Raw genomic sequence first — 19,900 nt, forward strand, 5'->3', positions numbered from 1 at the left:
TTACAAAGCCACCAGTGAGGTTAGCCACACGCAGGTAATGGTCACCAGGCCCATCACCAGAGTTGCGGCGGTGTGTGACTTGTAGGCGGTTGCAACGTTCATTTTGCTGAACTGGGACACCACCCAGAAGTAACTGTCGTTGGCGTGGGATACTGTCATAGCGCCGGCTCCCACCGCCATGACGGTTAGTACCCGGCCTAAGTCGGAATCCAATCCCAGCTGCGGAAGCAACGGCGCAACCAGTGCAGATGCAGTTACCAAGGCAACGGTGGAAGAACCCTGAGCCGATTTGAGTGCAGCGGCAACAATAAACGGCATGATGACCCCCAGACCCAATGTGGAGAGAGTATCACCGAGGTAGCTGCCCAGTGGCGTGGCGGCCAGAACCGCCCCGAACGCACCGCCCGCACCGGTAATCAGAATAATAGGTGCAGCGACTTCCAGGCCTTTGCTGGTATGGCGGCCAAATTCTTCAAATTTGTTCCTGCCTTGCAGCAATGTGAGTGCAAATCCAAGGCCGATGAGCAGTGCGTTTAACGGCTTGCCGAGAAAATTCAGGATGTCATAGACCATCCCGTCACCCAAAGGTGCAGTCGGGTAGCTGGCTACTGAACCTATGCAAATCAATAGAATGGGAACGAAGATGGGCGCGAACGCTTTGGTGGCCGAAGGCAGCTCGCCATAGTGCTGTTTGGCTTCTTCGAAAGCCTCTTCTGCTTGTTCAAGTTCGGTGCTGGGCAGGTCTTTGCAGCGGGATGCCCAGAACAGGCCTGCGCAGGCAGCAATGATGGCGAATACCAGCCCGACTCCAATGACCATACCCAGGTTGTTTTCCAGGCCGAGGTTGCCAGCGGCTGCGATAGGTCCGGGGGTTGGTGGAACCAGCGTGTGGGTAGCAAACAGGCCGGTAGACAGGGCCACGGTCATGGCCACAGGGGATGCGTTGAGCGTTCTGGCCATAGAGCGTTTCAGGCTGTTCAGAATGACGTAGCCAGAATCACAAAATACCGGGATAGCCACGATGAAGCCGACAATCGACATAGTAAGCGTCGGGAACTTCTGGCCCAGCCATTTGACCACGCTTTCGGCCATCACAATGGCGGCACCGGTGCGCTCAAGGATCACGCCAATGATCGTGCCCAAAACAATCACCAGGCCGATGTAGCCCAGAATGTTACCAAAGCCGGCTCGAATGGTTTTTTCTATGTCGGCCAGCGGCAGGCCGAAGGCAAATGCCGCCAGAAACGAGGCCAGCAGCAGGGTAATAAAAGGATTCAGTTTTAAACGGCTGGTGGCGAACACAATAAAAATTATGACCGCGACCAATATCAGCACCAGATGCATTGGAAATCTCCAGAATCAACGCGATTGACGTACCGACTCTGTGGTCGATTATCTGGTGCTAAGTGTAAGAGCAGATTGACAAGAATTCGTTATGCATAAGAATAGAATTGATCTAATTTTGCTCGACTTTATTGTGTTACTGCACAGTCTGCCGGTTTGATTCCAGCGCCAGATAAAGAAACACGAGGTTTTCGAGCCGGAACGGTGACCACCCCGTTAAAGTCTCAATACCTTTCAGGCGATACCGAACCGAATTTCGGTGCAGATGTAGTTGCTCCGCGCAGCGTTGGATATCGCCGTCGGCATTAATATACGTGCGAAGAGTCTTGAGGTACTGATCACGACGGGGGTGATTGAGAAGAGGCCGAAGCGCCAGAGTGAGTTGATCTTGCTGCCAGCTCGGCTTCAAGCTTCGCCATAGGGTCGCCAAAGGAAATTCGTCATAGTGCGCGCGAACCGGTATAGGGTAACGTTGTTTGGCCGCTTGCAAGACCGCTTCGGCGGATTCATAGCAGGCTTTAAGATTGTGACTGAATACGGCGCCCGTGGCAGCCGATACTGACGCCGCTATCTTCTGAGGCAGGCGCGCCAGTGCTGCAGTCATTGCATCCGTTGGCGATTTCTCGATAAAAAAGCAAATAACGTTCTGGTCGGGTGTTTGAACGACCAAAGCCTCGGGCTCAACCCGCTCCATATCCCGGGCCAGCGAGGTGATATCGGTTAACCACGGCAGGTGGGGCTGGCTGGCCTCAAGCACCACCGCGATTCTGGGTTTGCTGAGGTCAATCGAGAGTTGTTTGAGCCAGTGGTCTGATACCGCCTCGCCGTTAAGTAAGGCCAACACGGTGTTTTCGATCTGGTGCCGGCGTTGGCGGCTTATTTCGATGAATGAGGCTTGCTCCAATATCAGCTCTGCGGTAATCCGCACCAGGTCCGCAAAAGGCAGGACTTTATCCGGGACGCCTGAAATACCGACAACGGCAACGATCTTTCCGCCCACCTCAACCGGCAAATTAACACCTGCGCGTGTGCCGCTGTAACGGCAAGCTTCTTGTTCTGTGATCACTACCGGTGCGCAGGTTTCCGCCACCTGCCGTGCGGCTTGGTGCATGGCTCCCACACGAAGGGAATCACCGGATGCGATGATGATGCCGTCTGGCGTCATCACGTTAACGGAATGGCCGATGACGGGCATCGCACGATCAACGATGCGCTGGGCGGTAGCTTGGTCAAGCGTTGTCATTACAGACCCCGGTCTTTTACGTTTTCCATGACAACAAAAGTGCTGCTTTGCAGCACATGGGGCAAGTTAGAAATTTGTTCCCCCAGAACCTGACGGTATTCAGCCATATTCCGTGTACGGATCTTCAGCAGATAATCAAAATTAGCAGCCATCATGTGACATTGTTCTACGGCTGAAATCTTTTTTACGGCATCGTTGAAGGCTGCAAGAGCCTTGCTGGACGTATCGCTCAGCGTCACTTGAGCAAAAGCTACGTGGGAGTGTCCCAGCTTCGTTTGGTTCACCATCGCAGAATAACCCGTGATGTAACCTTGCTCTTCGAGCCGGCGCATGCGTATCTGGCAGGGGGTTTTAGACAAGCCTACCCTCGATGCGAGGTCGGTGACGGTAATGCGCCCGTTGTTTTGCAGTTCTCGAACGATGGCAAGGTCGATCCTGTCGAGATCCGACATGGCTGCTATCCTTAGGGTGAGAGTTTGAATTATGGCTTTATAAGTCGATTTTCCTAATTTTAATCTATATCCGGTTTTTTTAATAATTTTGACGGGGTAATTAAAGGTAATAAGACCTGATAAGAGCGTCTAATAGGAAAATAGAATATACCGCCTTCGCTACAATGCGGTCAGTATTCCAATAATCAGGAGGCATAACCATGAGTTTGCAGCAATCCGCGGCAAAAGAGCTCCACGAAATTCGTCAGGCGCTTCGCGACAACTATCTGGCGGACGAGTATGAAGTGATTCACCGACTGATTGAGCAGGCTCAGCTGTCTGATGAAACCCGCCAAGCAATTTCTGCCCGAGCGGCAGAGCTGGTGCGCGATGTGCGCGACAACGCCAAACCGACCATCATGGAAAAATTTCTGGCGGAGTACGGGCTGACAACCAAAGAAGGTGTGGCACTTATGTGTCTGGCCGAGGCGCTGCTCCGGGTGCCTGATAACTTCACCATTCAGGATCTGATCGAAGACAAGATCACCTCCGGTAACTGGGGCGCCCACGTTGGTAAGGCCAAATCCGGTCTGATTAACTCTGCCACTCTGGCTTTGTTGATGACCAGTAATCTGCTTAAGGATTCGGAGCGTCAAAGCGTAGGCGACACCCTGCGTCATTTGGTCAAGCGTTTGGGTGAACCTGTCGTGCGCGTGGCCGCCGGGCAGGCTATGAAAGAAATGGGCCGCCAGTTCGTTCTGGGCAGAGACATCGAAGAAGCTCAGGAAAATGGTCGTGAAATGGAAGATCAGGGCTACACCTACTCTTACGACATGTTAGGTGAAGCCGCACGCACCGATGCCGACGCTGAACGTTACTTTAAAGCCTACGCCACGGCCATCGATAGCATCAGCAAGCGCTGTGAAGGCGACGTTCGCACCAACCCGGGTATCTCGGTGAAGCTTTCGGCTTTGCTGGCGCGCTACGAGTATGGTCAAAAAGAACGTGTGATGAACGAGTTGGTGCCCCGAGCGCTGGAACTGGCCAAAAAAGCCGCTGCAGCCAATATGGGCTTCAACATTGACGCGGAAGAGCAGGATCGTCTGGACCTTTCGCTGGATGTCATTGAAGCAATCTTTGCTGATCCTGCGCTGGACGGCTGGGACGGTTTTGGTGTGGTGGTGCAAGCCTTCGCCAAGCGCGCCTCACAGACTCTGGATTGGTTGTATGCGCTGGCTGAGAAGCATAACCGCCGCATCATGGTGCGTTTGGTCAAAGGCGCTTATTGGGATGCGGAAATCAAGCGTGCTCAGGTTATGGGGCTTGAAGGCTTTCCGGTGTTTACCCGTAAAGCTTGCAGCGACGTTTCGTACTTATCGTGCACCACTCAACTGCTCGGCATGACCGATCGCATCTATCCGCAATTCGCCACCCACAACGCGCATTCCGTATCCGCGGTTCTGGAGCTGGCCAAAGACTTAGGGCGTGACAAGTTTGAGTTCCAGCGACTGCACGGCATGGGTGAGTCTTTGCATGATCAGGTACTGAAAGAAAGCAAGGTTCCGTGCCGGATCTACGCTCCGGTGGGCGCTCACAAAGACCTGTTGGCCTACCTGGTTCGCCGGTTGCTGGAAAACGGTGCCAACAGCTCCTTTGTTAACCAGATAGTGGACACCAGCATTACTCCGGAGGAGATCGCCAAAGATCCGATCGATGCCGTGAATGCGCTCGGCCGGGATGTTTCCAGCCAAATGATCGTGAAACCAGCGGATATTTTCGGCGAGCAGCGCCGTAATTCGAAGGGTTGGGATTTGACAGACCCTGTCACCGTTGCCGAGCTGAATGAAGGGCGCGGCAAGTACAAAACGCATCAATGGCAGGGTGGCCCGGTCACTGTCTCGGCCGCGAAGGGTGGCGAGGTGGTAGACGTTCGCAATCCTGCCGATCTGGACGATGTGGTAGGCCAGATTACCTATGCCTCTGAAGCGGACGTGGATGCCGCTGTGGAAGCGGCCCGTGCCGGCTTCAAAGACTGGGCGGCCGTTCCCGCCGAGAAACGGGCTGAGCTGATTCGTAAAGTTGGGGACCTGTACGAAGAAAACGTGGATGAATTGTTTGCCCTGACCACGCGGGAGGCGGGTAAGTCTCTGTTTGACGCGGTGGCCGAGATTCGTGAAGCGGTGGACTTCGCCATGTTCTACGCCAACGAGGGTATCCGGTACCAAGACGCCGGGCAGGCCCGTGGCGTGATTTGCTGTATCTCGCCCTGGAACTTCCCGCTGGCTATCTTTACTGGTCAGATTCTGGCGAACCTGGCGGCCGGTAACACGGTAGTGGCCAAGCCTGCTGAGCAAACGTCTTTGCTGGCCGTGCGTGCGGTTGAACTGATGCACGAAGCCGGTATTCCGAAAGACGCGATCCAGCTCTTGCCGGGTGACGGTGGCACCGTGGGTGCGGCACTGACATCGGATTCGCGTATTGAAGGGGTTTGCTTCACAGGCGGAACCGACACTGCCAAGCTGATCAATAAAGCGATGACCAAGAACATGGCCCCGGATGCGCCGCTGGTGGCTGAAACCGGTGGTATGAACGCCATGATCGTGGACTCGACCGCACTGCCGGAACAGGTGGTACGCGATGTGTTGGCTTCTTCGTTTCAGAGTGCAGGCCAGCGTTGTTCCGCCCTGCGTATGCTCTACGTGCAGAAAGACATCGCCGATGGCTTGCTGGACATGCTCTACGGCGCCATGGAAGAGCTAGGTATTGGCGACCCGTGGGAGCTCTCCACTGACGTGGGGCCGGTGATTGACGAAGAGTCTCGTCAGAAGATTAACGACCACTGCAAGAAGTTCGAGCAAAAGGGCAAGTTGCTCAAAAAGCTGCCGGTGCCGGAAAAAGGCATGTTCGTCTCGCCTGCGGTTCTGCAAGTCAGCGGAATCGAGGAAATGGAAGAGGAAATCTTTGGTCCGGTGTTGCACGTTGCTACGTTTGAAGCCAAGGATATCGACAAAGTGGTGGATGCGGTGAACGCCAAAGGCTACGGCCTGACTTTCGGCATTCATAGCCGGGTGGATCGCCGTATCGAGCACATCGCCAGCCGAATCAAAGTCGGTAACACTTACGTTAACCGTAACCAGATCGGTGCCATTGTCGGCTCTCAGCCGTTTGGTGGTGAAGGCTTGTCTGGAACCGGCCCGAAAGCGGGTGGCCCGCAGTACGTGCGTCGCTTCATCAAGGGCGACGTTGTTGAAAAAACCGCGGGTGAGGGTAAAGCGGTTGGGGCGCGTAAGGTGCAGAAGCTGATCGATCAGCTGGCCAAGCTCGATGTGCCTGCGGCAAAAGATCGCCAACAGGCTTTGAGTCCGTTCTTTGGTGAGGTTCCGGCGCCGCTGGATCTCGGCTATGAAGAAATGCCAGGGCCGACCGGCGAGCAGAACCATCTGTCTTGCCACGCTCGTGGCGTTGTCTTGTGCCTAGGGCCAGATGCAGACTCGGCCGTTGAACAGGCCGGTACGGCGTTGTCGCAGGGTAACAAGGTTGTCGTGGTGGCCCCGGGTGCTGAAAAAGCGCTGGCGCGCGCGATCAATGCAGGGCTACCGGTTGTTGCCACTGACGGTTTGTTGGAGCCAGAGGCACTGACACAGCTTGATGGTTACGAAGCCGTTGTTAGCGTGGCTGAAAAACCGTTGCTGAAACGATACCGCGACGCGCTTTCAGTACGGGACGGCGCTTTGTTGCCCGTGATCACTGAGCACACGCTGGACCAGCGTTATGTCATCGAGCGTCATCTGTGCATCGATACTACGGCTGCCGGCGGTAACGCCAGCCTGATCGCTTCGGCGGAATAATCGCCGTTCAGGCTTGGGTTTAGAGGAACCTCTGCAGCGTTTGTTCAGTAATATTGAACAGATGCTGCAGATTTCTTTATTATTTTTTGATGGTTTCAGCGTCTATAGTAAGTGACTAACTCGCAAACCTGACGTGAAAGGAACTATAGTATGTCTCTCAAGCTTCAAACGATTATCTGCAGTACTCGCCCGGGGCGTGTTGGCTCTTCTGTTGCCGAGTGGTTCAGCACTGTGGCAGACGAGCAGGCTGGGTTTGAAAACGAGTTGATTGATCTGGCCGATTTCAACCTGCCGGTTTACGACGAGCCCAATCACCCGCGTATGCAGAAGTACGAGCACGACCATACCAAAGCATGGTCGGAGAGCGTGTCGAAAGCAGATGCTTTCGTGTTCGTGATTCCCGAATACAACTTCTGCCCGCCACCGTCTTTCATTAATGCGGTGAACTACCTGTTCAACGAATGGAATTACAAGCCTTGTGCCTTTGTAAGTTACGGCGGTGTTTCTGGCGGCCTTCGTTCCGCACAAACGGCCAAACAACTGGTGACCACGGTGAAAATGATGCCAATGACTGAGGGGGTTATGGTTCAGATGCCGTGGGAAAAGCTGGACGAGAACGGCAAGTTCCAAGCGGAAGAAGTGCACACGCAATCTGCGAACGTCACGCTGGAAGAGCTGGCGAAGTGGGCGCAAGCGTTGAAAACGATGCGCTAAGAAGCTTCAAGCTAAAAAACCGGGCAGCAGCCCGGTTTTTTTATGGTTAATGAAAGCGGCAAGGCTTCGTTAACTAGTCGCTAACCGGGTTTTCAGTCATCAGAGTTGAAAAAATCCGGCTCCGGAACCGACAGGGATCATCAAAGGGGAGCTCGAAGGCCCACCAAACCGAATACAGGCCCTAGCGGGAGATCGAATGGTAGAGTTCGATCGCATCTTCTTTGGAGCGCACAATGTATCGGTGGGGTTCCGGGTCTCTCCATTCGGCGCAGCGCACCACCTGGCAATTGTTTCTGTCAGTGGTTTCATTGACACATTGCCTTTTGGGGGCGCGGTTGCGGGGGTAGTCCCAGGACGCTTTAAAGGCAGGCATCAGTTCCACGCCTAGCCAGTCTTGAAGTATTGGGGGTAAGCGGTTTCTATGGTGACTGCTTTAAACTTATACCGGCCGGATTGATCGGCCGGCAAAGTGACAGACATTTTTGACACGCCGTTGACGGATACCAGATACCACCCATCGGGTGAGGTAGTCTTGGCTGGTGTTTCCCGTCTTTCCCTCTCCCGAATCCGGGCTTTGGCTGCGGCCAGTCCACGCTCATTCGCGGCTTTTTGTGCGCGCTCCAGAAGCCTCGCCATGGCGTCAAACGATATCGCTTCTTCACAATAATCCGGATACAGCGTTGAGCGCTCTTTGCTCTCATCAGGGAATCTTTCGTCTCTGCCTTGATCAGAAAATCGATTGAGTCTTGGCGGACTGCCTGTTCGTATGTCGCCTGCCTTCGAAAATTGCCCTGACGGAGAGTATAGGCTGAAGCTAGGTAACAGCGGCAGATTAATTGTGACCGCCTGCAAGTCATCCCACCACCGAACGCCCTTGTCAGGGCGCCGCTGGACGACCATGCAAAGAACTAAACTTCCGCCACTGTTATTCAGTCACTTACCCTCTAAAATCCACACAAAGTGCTAAATAGGCTAAGAGTAGACTCGAGAATTGGGTGCTCCTTCCGGTGACCTGCTCCAAACTCACCAGTGATGCCCTTACTGGTGGGAGCCTAGAAAAGCTTGAGCGGTATATGAAGCTTGCATTAAGGGCTCAGAACCAGGCTAGGGCCACCCTGCAAACGTTGGTCGAACTGAAAGCTCCAAAGAGGGTTGCCTTCGTTCAGCAGGCCAACTGTAGTGGTTCAATGATTCCGGACACCAGAGCGGAGAGCAAGGCAGGCGGAACTCATAAGGCATTGGCAGCCGTGGAAGCACAGCACTGGCCCTAATACAGAAGAAGGGAAAGCGACTGTCTCTCGCAATGCCTGGAAAGGTGGAGTGAGGCCCCAGCTGCGCGAATTGGCAAAGACGCTTAAAGGACTGGAGCAGCAGCGGCGGGAACTTTTATAGGCTCCCGCCAGCCTATGTGTCCTACATGTCCAGCGTTGCTCGTTAGGGTGTTAGTGGCCGTAGGGGGCGTCATCACGGCTAGAGCGGTATCCAAGCAGGCTGATCGTAGCTCCTACCATGTTCATATAGTTTGACCGAAACCGGCTGTTAGAGAGCTCAGTGGCAGCAGTAAGAACGGGCATCCAATAATCCACTTGGCTCGGTGATGCGTTGTCTTCCTCTACACGCTGCTGGGCACTTTGTTTAAGGCTTGATATGCCTCCTTGCCCTTCAAGTAAAAGTGTTATCACAGCCCTAAAATAACCCTCCTCATGAAAGGATTCTCTGAAAATTAGTTTGGTGTGAGGGCAGATATGTTCCCATGCTTCCGCCGCTGATATTTTCTTATTAAGAAGTGACTCGAAAATGCTGGCGTTCCTTTGTTTTTGTACCAGTAGCCAAAGAATGACCCGGGAGAGTAACGGTGGTAGCTGGGAGTTTGAGGCGTATACGGCACCGGATTCCATTAACAGACGTTCAATCTCGCGCATGGAAAGGTTGTAAGATTTTGCCAGTCGAGCGATAAAATCCGCCGAGAATGCGTTTCCCTCAGAATTGGATAGACCGCGGCCCTCAAAAATGGATTCCATACCAAGACGGTGGATTGTATTCAGGCAAAACTGCTCTAAGTCGGGTTCGGGTAACGTTAACTGAAGATGGAAAAATTTGTTGAGATAGCGGTGCCCATCATACCCCTGTCCATAATGTCCCTTTATAGTTTCTCCCAGTTGGTCAATATCCACACCGATGACAAAGACGACACCATCGACATTGAAAAAATGTTTGATTGATTCAAGGAGTTCCACAGCATAGTTTGGGCGGCAGCGATCCAGCTCATCCACGATTATGACGAGAGGAAACTCGTTGCCTTCATCCTCAAGCTTCTTGGCGAACTCGGTGAGCGAGTCCCTGAATCGGGCTGCTGAGTGTTTAGCATTCTCGTGATCTGCCAGTTTCTTCTCGACCAGCTTTGCTGCGAGATCGTCCACGCCGTTGATGTCCACTATGCCACCAGTCAGAACCCGCACAGCGAGCGGTGCTACGTGCCGTAGTAGCTCCCCGCCCTTGGCCTTAATCTGTTCAATCGACGGGGATTCGCTATCGTCATCGTCAGTCAGCTGTCCGCTCAGTTCCTGAATCAAAGCAACAAGGGCGTCGTGTGTGTAATCAACTTCCCAGGCGCTAAACTTGACCACCTTTGCTCCCTGCGACCGGAGCGACGCTGACCACATATCCAGAAAGCTGGTCTTTCCCGTCCCCCACGCGGCTGTGAGGGAAATTACAGCTGGCCCCTCAGCTTGCTTGACGAGATTGGTAAGCCGTTCCCCGGTATCGCTGAGCTCGAAGGCACTGGATGCCCACGGGTCGTTGTCTTCAATTTCCAGTTTTTGTGGCTCGAATCGCATTAGTCCATATGCTCCGTAATGTGGGTGTTCAAATAGCTGGTGCCGAGCTAGGCGCCGGCGGTTAGGTAGCTTGCTCGCTTGTCTGTTCCCTTTTCTATCACTTCTCTAGATCGGCTGGTAGACTTTCCTGTTGATCACTATTCTGGTTTCAACTAAATCAGTACCTTACGAGATTTTTGAAGGTGTATTGTCAATGAACGCAGTAGAAATCGAAGAAGCAATATCCGATCTCGCCCTGGAGGCATTCGATAAAGACGAGTTTCCCTTCGCATTCCTGCGTGCCTTTGGCAACAAAGAAACCACTATAAAGCGGCTGAGAGCTGGCACCACCAACAAATCCGATCTTGGGGGCGTGTTACAGACCAACAACATCCACATTGCGGTGGCCGATACTGGAGAGGTTACACAGAAGCTGGGTGAGCTCAGGGAAAGCCCTGCCACTGCCCGAGCTAAAGCGCGGTTTGTCCTCTCTACAGACGGCGCTAATTTTGAGGCTGAGGATCTGGAAACGGGTGAAACGGTTGCCTGTGAGTACCAACAGTTCCCTGACCACTTCGGTTTCTTCCTGCCGCTGGCGGGCATTTCTACCGTAAAGCAGCTGCGTGATAGCTCCTTTGATATACGAGCCACCAGCCGCCTGAACCGCCTTTATGTTGAACTGCTGAAAGACAACCCGGACTGGGGCGGCAGCGAGCAACGCCACGAAATGAACCACTTCATGGCCAGGCTTATCTTCTGCTTCTTTGCCGAAGACACGGATATTTTTGCCGGTGAAAGCCTGTTCACGGACACCATAGAGCAGATGAGTGCCCGGGATTCTTCCAATACCCATGAAGTGATCAGCGAAGTCTTCCGGGCCATGAACACCCGGGCAGCTGATCGCCAGGCTGCGGGTCTGCCAAGGTGGACAGAGCGTTTCCCCTATGTGAATGGCGGTTTGTTCTCCGGAAGTGTTCAAGTTCCAAAGTTCAGCAAGATCGCCCGTTCCTACCTCCTTCACATCGGGAATCTGGACTGGACTCAGATTAACCCAGATATCTTCGGTTCGATGATCCAGGCGGTTGCCGATGATGAGGAACGGGGCTCGCTAGGAATGCATTACACCAGCGTTCCAAACATCCTCAAGGTGTTAAACCCGCTGTTCCTCGATGATCTTCGTGAGAAGTTGGATGAGGCTGGTGATAGCCCTCGTAAGCTGCTGAACCTCCGTAATCGAATGGCCCGGATTCGTGTGTTTGATCCAGCATGTGGCTCCGGAAACTTCCTGGTAATCGCTTATAAGCAGATGCGAGAGATTGAGAACGAGATCAATGAACGACGGGGTGAGCCGGGGCGGAAAAGTGATATTCCACTGACAAATTTCCGAGGTATTGAGCTGCGTGATTTCTCAGCTGAGATTGCTCGGCTGGCATTGATAATTGCCGAGTATCAGTGCGATGTCGTTTACCGGGGACAAAAAGAAGCATTGCAAGAATTTCTGCCATTAGACGCTGAGAATTGGATTACCTGCGGCAACGCATTACAGTTGGACTGGCTGAGTGTATGTCCTCCCACCGGAGCAGGGATCAAGCTCCAATCTGACGATCTTTTTGAAACGCCACTGACCCAGGCCCAGATTGATTTTGAGAACGAAGGTGGTGAAACATATATATGTGGGAACCCCCCGTACATTGGAGATAAGAAACAGACAAAGGAACAGAAAGAGGAATCCAGGTCTGTCCTTGAGCGCTACACAAAAAGCTGGAAATCACTAGACTATGTAGCTGGTTGGTTTATCAAAGCTGCCGAGTATGGTTTGCAGACAGAAACAGCTTCGGCATTCGTTACAACGAATTCTATCTGTCAGGGACAGCAAGTTCCGGTGCTGTGGCCGATACTATTCAAACTTGGCTATGAGATATCATTCGCCCACACTTCTTTTAAGTGGTCTAACTTAGCCAGTCACAATGCTGGCGTGACGGTAATAATAGTTGCAATTTCAAATCAGCCTATCCTTCGGAAGAAGATTTTCTATCACGATGGGAGCAAGGGTGAAGCAAGTGTGAGAGTTGCCGGAAATATAAATGCGTACCTTTTAGACGGGAAGAGTGAAATAGTTAGTGCCTCCCGGAAGCCTATTTCTGATATTCCTGAGATGCTGCTTGGAAACTTCCCAAAAGATGGTGGGAACTTAATAATAAGTGAGCAAGAACGGCAAGGCCTCGATAGTGTGGCAAAGAAGTTCGTTCGTCCGATATTTGGGGGGAGTGAGTTCATTCAGGGAAAGGCGAGATTTTGTTTTTGGGTGCCAGAATCAGAATTGGAAACAGCACTTCAGAGCAAAGACTTAGCAAGACGCTTTGAGAAAGTCAGAGCTGTGCGGCTTGAGAGCAAAAAGCCATCAACGGTTAAGTGGGCAGATCAACCACATAGGTTTGTAGAAATTCGGTCTCCAGAGTACCAGCATGCCATTGTTGTCCCTCGGGTGAGTTCAGAGGGGCGAGCATACATGCCGGTTGGACAATTGCCGCCTAATTCGGTTGTGACAGAAGCATTTGCCCTGTATGACGCTCCGCTTTGGTGCTTGGCAATTATCGCTTCAAAGCTACATTTGTTGTGGATTAAAACAATTTGCGGACAACTAGAAACTCGGATCAGATATTCGAACACACTTGGTTGGAATACATTTCCGGTTCCTGTTCTCACGGAAAAAAATCGGCAAGATCTTACTCGATGTGCGGAGAACATCTTGCTTAAAAGGGAAGGATATTTTCCGAGTTCAATTGCCGACCTATATGACTCAGTTAAGTCCCCGAAGGAGCTTTTGGACGCGCATGAAAAAAATGATGAAGTTTTAGAGCGAATATACATTGGCCGCCGATTCAAGAATGACACAGAGCGCTTGGAGAAGCTGTTCAGTCTATACACAAAAATGTCGCCTTCCTCGGCCTTGAACAAGAATCCGAGTCAGAGAGGATCTAATGGGCGGTGAAGTGCTGTTTCAAATGTGGGAATCTTTTCGTCAATCTTTGATTGCCGCTCACCTTTTCTACGTCAAGCAGGCGCGACAACGCTTGTTGTCACAATTCGAAGACATTGAGGGTGAAGCTGACAAAGCTGCCGAGGTTTGGTTAGTTAATCATTCCCACCGATTTGATCCAGACGTTCATGTTCCTGGAGAATTTGAGGAACGTGCGTTTGATGCTGGTATCGAGTTTTATCAACTGTTGACAGAGATGAGAGACCGGACGCTTCTGAGTGTGGTTTCGGGAATGTATCACGAGTGGGATAAGCATTTTCGTCAGTGGTTGGTTAATGAGATAAAGCATTGGCACAGAGGTGATGTCGTTGCTTTTAAAGTATGGACTGTAGACCTTGGCAAGTTGACAGAATTGTTGGCTTCGGTTGGCTGGGATCCTCGTGGTAAGGATTATTTCGATAAGCTCGACGCTTGTCGTTTAGTTGTAAATGTTTATAAACATGGAAATGGCAACTCTCTGAGTGAATTGAAAGAAAAATATCCTGATTATCTTTCTGATCCGGCCAGTAACTTGAAAGGGCCTTTCGGTGGATTGGAGTTCTTGGATCACAATCATCTTTACGTTAGTGACCAGCAGTTACAGGAGTTTGCCGATGCGATTGTTGAATTTTGGAAAGACGTACCGAGTACTATCTTTGATAGCGCAGACATAACTGCGCCTGTTTGGTTTGACAAAGCTCGGGCCAAGGACGTTGAAGCGGCACAAGAGAGCAAAGGAGGTCGTGGATGAATGGGGTGGTTATTTTAGCCCCGACACCGGCCAGGTCCAGCCGTGTCTTGGGGCTGCGAGAGGGGATGTTTCGTTGTCCCTGCTGGAAATAACTGAGGTAACCCAGATCACAAAACGCAGCCTGTTACTCCTCGCCAAGGGCATCGCTCAAAGTGGCGGGTTAATCTTGGCGTCAACTGTCAAGGAATCCTTGATGGTTCGAGTTGGGATATTTGCTAGCCCCGTATGCCAGATAAACCCCAGACTGGGTTTAATAAGGAATTACTGATGACCAAAACCGTTCCGTCCGTTTCAGTCTCTTACGCCAGCAATGGCAGCTCTACTAAGTCCAATGAGCTGGGTATGCGGCCAATGCAAGAGCGTGCCTTTGAGCGGCGCGGAGAGCAGTACCTGCTGATTAAATCGCCGCCGGCCTCCGGTAAAAGCCGGGCGTTGATGTTTATCGCGCTGGACAAGCTACACAACCAGGGCCTGAAACAGGCCATTATTGTCGTGCCGGAGAAGTCCATAGGCTCCAGTTTCGCCGATGAGCCCCTGAGTACGTTTGGTTTCTGGGCTGATTGGCACGTAGAGCCGAAGTGGAACCTGTGTAACGCACCCGGTTCAGATAACGGCGGCAAGGTGAAGTCGGTGGGTGCCTTCCTGGCCAGCGACGACAGGGTGTTGGTGTGTACTCACGCCACGTTCCGCTTTGCCGTGGATCAGTTTGGTATTGAGGCGTTCGATGACCGGCTGATTGCGGTGGATGAGTTCCACCATGTTTCTTCAAATCCGGATAACCGGCTAGGTGCTCAGTTGGGTCAATTTATTACCCGGGATCGGGTTCATATCGTAGCTATGACAGGCTCTTACTTCCGGGGCGATGCGGAGGCGGTGCTGGCGCCCACAGACGAAGCGCGGTTCGATACTGTCACCTACACGTATTATGAGCAACTGAATGGCTACGAGTACCTGAAGCAGCTCGATATCGGGTACTTCTTCTATTCCGGCCCCTACTCGGACAGCATTCTGGAAGTGTTAGATCCGAATGAGAAAACCATCGTTCACATTCCCAACGTCAATTCCCGGGAGAGTACCAAAGACAAGATCCGGGAGGTTGAGCACATCATTGAGGAGCTGGGTGAGTGGCAGGGCACAGACCCGGATACGGGTTTCCAGTTGGTGAAAACCTCCGCCGGGAAGGTGTTGCGCATTGCCGACTTGGTGGATGACGATTCTGCCAAACGAGACCGTGTATCCGCTGCTCTGAAAGATCCTGCTCAGAAGAACAATCGTGACCATGTGGATATCATCATCGCCCTGGGCATGGCCAAAGAGGGCTTTGATTGGATCTGGTGCGAACACGCGCTGACGGTTGGCTACCGCTCGAGCCTTACGGAAATTGTTCAGATCATTGGCCGTTCTACCCGCGATGCGCCGGGCAAAACCCGGGCGCGCTTTACCAACCTGATTGCTGAGCCGGATGCTTCGGAGCAGGCTGTAGCGGAGGCGGTTAACGATACCTTGAAAGCGATTGCTGCCAGTTTGTTGATGGAGCAAGTATTGGCACCCCGCTTTGAGTTCAAGCCCAAGGTAGAGGCCACAGGCCCGGTCGAAGGCTATGACTACGGTGAGGGCGGCTATGATCCTGAGAAATGTAACGTCGGGATTAACGAAGAAACCGGCCAGTTCCAGATTGAGATCAAAGGCCTGGCAGAGCCCAAAAGCAACGAGGCCAGCCGGATTTGTACCGAAGATCTGAATGAAGTGATTGCCAGCTTTGTCCAGGACAAGACAACGATAGAACGGGGCCTGTTCGATGAGGAGATGATTCCCGAGGAGCTGACCCAGGTTCGTTTGGGCAAAATCATCAAGGATCGCTACCCGGAGCTGGATGCCGAGGATCAGGAGGCGGTTCGCCAGCACGCCATCGCGGCGCTGAACATGACTCAGCAGGCCAAGCAGGCGCTGCTCGAGACTATCGGTGGTGAGGAAGGTGGGGGCGAGGGTGTTGGCGGTGAGCCCAGCTTGAAGCCTAATACGGCTTTGATTGCGGGCGTGCGCAAGTTTGCTATGGATGTGACGGAGTTGGATATTGATCTCATCGACCGAATCAACCCGTTCAGTGAGGCTTACGCTATTCTGGCTAAAACCATGAGCGAGGACAGCTTGAAGCAGATCGCGTCTGTTATCTCTGCAAAGCGCACGTCTCTCTCGCCGGATGAGGCCAAAGAGTTGGCGATTCGGGCGGTGAAGTTCAAGCGTGAGCGGGGCCGGGCGCCCTCCAATACGTCTCAGGATGCCTGGGAGCGTCGAATGGCCGAGGGTGCGGCTGCGTTTATGAGATACAAAGAAGAGGGCCGTTACGATGGATCTTGATGAGCTGAGTGCTGAGCTACAGGAATTTGCCCAGCCCAAGAAAGAAAAGACCCTGACAGCCCGAGAAGAGCGGATTATTGCCGGCTTTGAGGAGATCCAGCGCTTCGTAGAGGAGCATGGTCGAATCCCCGGGTATGGTGAGGACAGGGATATCTTTGAGCGGTTGTATGCTGTTCGTCTGGATCGCATTCGTGCGCTGGAGGAATGCCGGGAACTTGTCGCTGGGTTGGATCACCAAGGCCTACTGGAGTGCGATGCCGGTATTCAGGACGAGTCTGCGGAGGCCATGGATGATGACGAGCTGCTGGCGGCGCTCAGTGATATGGCGCCAGGTGGTGAGCTGACGGAATTGCGCCACGTTCGTTCTACTGCTGAAAAGCGGGCCGTAGATGAGATTGCGAACCGAACCTTGTGTGAAGACTTTGAACAGTTCAGGCCGCTTTTCCGTCAGGTAGAGGCGGAGCTCAAGGCTGGTATTCGGGAAACACGGCGTTTTGGCCAGGATGCCAGTATCGAGCAGGGTAACTTCTTTATCCTGAATGGTCAGATGGTGTACGTCGCGGAAGTTGGTGAGATGTTCAAGGCCCCCAATGGAGACAACGACGCCAGGCTTCGGGTGATCTACTCCAATGAAACGGAGAGTGACATCCTGCTGCGTTCTCTTCAGCGCGCGCTCTATAAAGACGAAACTGGCCGCAGGATTACCGAACACGATGCCGGGCCGCTGTTTCGGGATACCTGGGAGGAGGATGACGTAGAGACGGGCACTATCTATGTGCTCCGGAGCAAGTCCCAGAACCCGTTTGTGGCTGAGCACCGGGAACTGATCCATAAGATCGGGGTGACTGGCGGCAAAGTGGAAACCCGCATAGCGAATGCCGAACACGATGCCACATATCTACTGGCAGATGTGGAAGTGGTTGCCACCTACAAACTGGCGGGGATCAACCGCACCAAACTTGAGGCGCTACTCCACAGAGTGTTTGCCCCTGCCCAGCTGGACCTTCAGATCAAAGACCGATTCGGGCACCCCGTTAAGCCCAGGGAATGGTTTCTGGTTCCGTTGTCGGCGATTGACGAGGCCGTTGATCGGATTCGGGATGGCTCTATCACTCAGGCGGCATACGATCCGGAAACCGCTTCCCTGGTTAACCTGCCTTCCTGAATTCTTGGGAAGGTAGGTTTCCAATTCGGTGGGGCAAAAAGTGGGGCAAAAACGAAGGGCCGGAAAAATCTCCAGGAATAAAAAAATCCAACCACCGCTAAGTGATTGGATTTTTTTGGGAATTCTGGTCGGGACGGTAGGATTTGAACCTACGACCCCTTGCACCCCATGCAAGTGCGCTACCAAGCTGCGCTACGCCCCGTAAACTGCTTGCCGCTAAGAAAAGAGGTTTATCTCAGTGGCTTAGCGGGAGCGAAGTATACGCCAGCCCCAAATAAAAATAAACAGGTGATCGGCGACTTTCTTCAGAACAATTATCGCAACTTGGTTTCTCTGAGTTTCAGGATGAATTCCGGCGGCTCGAAAGTGTCCGGTTGCGCGCACGTCCAGTATTTATCAAACACCGTTAACCCGGTTTCGCCCTCAAGCAAAATGCCAGGCTCCAGGAAAGGATAAAGATCGAGGTAGCTCTGAACCTTGGTTTTCGACACGCGCCGAACAATGTGCTCTGGCCCAAGTTCAGAAGGGTGGTTCAGACCAGAAGCTTCCAGCAGATTCTGGAGGGCATCAAGCGTTTTGGTGTGGTAGTTGTACACCCGTTCACTTTTCAGCGGCACGTCCAGTTTGTTGCCTCTGCGCGGGTCTTGGGTGGCAACGCCAGACGGGCATCGGCCAGTGTGGCAATTCAGTGCCTGAATGCACCCCAGAGCGAACATATAACCGCGCGCCGCGTTACACCAGTCAGCGCCCATGGCGAGTGTTCGGGCAATATTGAAAGCGGAGGTGATCTTGCCCGCCGCGCCTATGGCGATGTCGTCACGCAGGTTGGCACCTACCAAGGTGTTGTGTACCAGAAGCAGGGCTTCTTTTAGCGGCATGCCCAGGCGATTGATGAACTCCAGTGGGGCGGCACCAGTTCCACCTTCGCCACCGTCGACAACGATGAAGTCTGGTTTCTTGCCGGTTTTCAGTATGGCTTTGACGATGGCAAACCACTCCCATGGATGCCCGATGGCGAGTTTGAAGCCTACCGGCTTGCCACCCGAAAGCTCACGCAGTTGCTCGATGAACTCAAGCAATTCAATCGGTGTGGAGAACGCGGAGTGGCTGGCAGGCGATACGCAATCTTCACCCATGGGTATTCCGCGAGCCTCAGAGATTTCAGCCGTGACCTTTTCTGCAGGGAGTATGCCGCCGTGACCGGGTTTGGCGCCCTGCGATAGTTTGACCTCTATCATTTTCACCTGATCCAGACTGGCGTTCTCCTGGAATCGCTCGGGGCTGAAGGTGCCGTCTGGGTGGCGGCAGCCAAAGTAGCCCGAGCCAATCTCCCAGACCAGATCACCACCGGGTTCTTTGTGGTAGCGAGAAATGGAGCCTTCCCCGGTGTCATGGTAGAAGCCCCCTTTTTGCGCACCTGCGTTCAGGCTCAGTATGGCGTTAGCAGACAACGAGCCAAAGCTCATGGCGGAGATGTTGAATACGCTGGCGCTGTAGGGTTTTGCGCAACGTTTTCCGATCACAACCCGGAAATCATTAGAGGTTAGCTTGGTCGGCGTGAGGGAATGATTCATCCACTCGAAGCCTTCCTCGTACATCGATAATTGTGAGCCAAACGGGCGTTTATCCAGCACGCCTTTGGCCCGCTGATACACGATCGTGCGTTGCTCGCGCGAGAAGGGGCGTTCTTCCGTATCGGATTGGATAAAGTACTGACGGATTTCCGGGCCGATGGATTCGAGCAGATACCGGAAGTTCGCCATAATCGGGTAGTTGCGACTAACGGTATGTTTTCGTTGGAAAAGATCCCGGGTGCCTAAAATCGTTAGCGCGCCAAATATCAGAGGGAAGATGTACCCGGAGCCGGCCCACAGTGAAAGTGGAAGTGAAATGACTAATCCCGCGATGCTGATTGCGTAGGCGGAATAGCGAAAAGGGAAGGTGGTGGTTTTGACCATGTATACCTCTAGCGGCCCTGAAGTGTGGGTGCTTTCAGTATATGCCAGACCAGCCAGAGGAGAGCAAGCCGCTGTAAGGATTTGGAAAAAGAGCTCCGGGATCTTTTGTGTGGTCTATAATTCTGTGGAAGGAAGCGACACAACGCGTACTTTGATGTTTTGAGGTCAAAGTAATAGGATAACGCGCTTGTAATCTTTTAGAGCGGCTGGGAATGGCCACTCATCATCCATCTTTCAGACATCACACCAAAAC

General features: G+C 52.9%; 11 protein-coding genes and 1 tRNA gene. 6 read left to right on the forward strand and 6 right to left on the reverse strand.

What is annotated here, in order from left to right; genetic code table 11:
* The 3 genes from MWU64_RS11095 to MWU64_RS11105 all read right to left on the reverse strand — a co-directional run bounded on the left by MWU64_RS11095 (nucleotide 1) and on the right by MWU64_RS11105 (nucleotide 3,039).
* Complete coding sequence (locus MWU64_RS11095; RefSeq protein WP_247064379.1) at nucleotides 1–1,344, reverse strand: GntP family permease; 1,344 nt, start codon at nucleotides 1,342–1,344, stop codon at nucleotides 1–3.
* A gap of 136 nt (nucleotides 1,345–1,480) precedes the next feature.
* Nucleotides 1,481–2,587 (reverse strand): sugar diacid recognition domain-containing protein, encoded by a 1,107-nt coding sequence (locus tag MWU64_RS11100; protein ID WP_247064381.1) that lies wholly within the window; start codon nucleotides 2,585–2,587, stop codon nucleotides 1,481–1,483.
* Nucleotides 2,587–3,039: a winged helix-turn-helix transcriptional regulator gene (locus tag MWU64_RS11105; protein ID WP_247064383.1), complete on the reverse strand. Its 453-nt coding sequence runs from the start codon at nucleotides 3,037–3,039 to the stop codon at nucleotides 2,587–2,589. Before MWU64_RS11105 ends, MWU64_RS11100 begins: the two co-directional genes overlap by 1 nt.
* Nucleotides 3,040–3,239: 200 nt before the next feature.
* Between MWU64_RS11105 and putA the strand changes: the two genes are divergently transcribed.
* On the forward strand, nucleotides 3,240–6,866 hold the full coding sequence (putA, locus tag MWU64_RS11110) for a bifunctional proline dehydrogenase/L-glutamate gamma-semialdehyde dehydrogenase PutA (RefSeq protein WP_247064385.1): 3,627 nt from the start codon (nucleotides 3,240–3,242) through the stop codon (nucleotides 6,864–6,866).
* Between the two features lie 150 nt (nucleotides 6,867–7,016).
* Nucleotides 7,017–7,580, forward strand: a complete 564-nt coding sequence (locus tag MWU64_RS11115) for an NAD(P)H-dependent oxidoreductase (RefSeq protein ID WP_247064387.1) — start codon at nucleotides 7,017–7,019, stop codon at nucleotides 7,578–7,580.
* 1,442 nt (nucleotides 7,581–9,022) lie between these two features.
* Here the strand turns inward: MWU64_RS11115 and MWU64_RS11120 are convergent.
* Nucleotides 9,023–10,417 (reverse strand): P-loop NTPase fold protein, encoded by a 1,395-nt coding sequence (locus tag MWU64_RS11120; protein WP_247064389.1) that lies wholly within the window; start codon nucleotides 10,415–10,417, stop codon nucleotides 9,023–9,025.
* A gap of 193 nt (nucleotides 10,418–10,610) precedes the next feature.
* On the opposite strand from MWU64_RS11120, the gene MWU64_RS11125 reads away from it, so the two are divergent.
* The 4 genes from MWU64_RS11125 to MWU64_RS11140 all read left to right on the forward strand — a co-directional run bounded on the left by MWU64_RS11125 (nucleotide 10,611) and on the right by MWU64_RS11140 (nucleotide 17,689).
* Nucleotides 10,611–13,388, forward strand: coding sequence for a DNA methyltransferase (locus tag MWU64_RS11125; RefSeq protein ID WP_247064484.1), 2,778 nt, complete (start codon nucleotides 10,611–10,613; stop codon nucleotides 13,386–13,388).
* Complete coding sequence (locus MWU64_RS11130) at nucleotides 13,378–14,166, forward strand: hypothetical protein (RefSeq protein ID WP_247064391.1); 789 nt, start codon at nucleotides 13,378–13,380, stop codon at nucleotides 14,164–14,166. Before MWU64_RS11125 ends, MWU64_RS11130 begins: the two co-directional genes overlap by 11 nt.
* Before the next feature lie 267 nt (nucleotides 14,167–14,433).
* Nucleotides 14,434–16,524 (forward strand): DEAD/DEAH box helicase, encoded by a 2,091-nt coding sequence (locus MWU64_RS11135; RefSeq protein WP_247064393.1) that lies wholly within the window; start codon nucleotides 14,434–14,436, stop codon nucleotides 16,522–16,524.
* Nucleotides 16,514–17,689 (forward strand): GIY-YIG nuclease family protein, encoded by a 1,176-nt coding sequence (locus MWU64_RS11140; protein WP_247064395.1) that lies wholly within the window; start codon nucleotides 16,514–16,516, stop codon nucleotides 17,687–17,689. Before MWU64_RS11135 ends, MWU64_RS11140 begins: the two co-directional genes overlap by 11 nt.
* A 125-nt stretch (nucleotides 17,690–17,814) precedes the next feature.
* On the opposite strand, the gene MWU64_RS11145 is transcribed toward MWU64_RS11140, so the two are convergent.
* A tRNA-Pro gene (locus MWU64_RS11145) sits at nucleotides 17,815–17,891 on the reverse strand.
* Nucleotides 17,892–18,003: 112 nt separating this feature from the next.
* A complete protein-coding gene (locus MWU64_RS11150; RefSeq protein WP_247064397.1) occupies nucleotides 18,004–19,647 on the reverse strand; it encodes an FMN-binding glutamate synthase family protein in 1,644 nt (547 codons plus the stop codon).
* Nucleotides 19,648–19,900 lie beyond the last annotated feature (253 nt).

It is taken from the genome of Marinobacter sp. S0848L (genome assembly GCF_023016065.1).
Taxonomy (GTDB): domain Bacteria; phylum Pseudomonadota; class Gammaproteobacteria; order Pseudomonadales; family Oleiphilaceae; genus Marinobacter.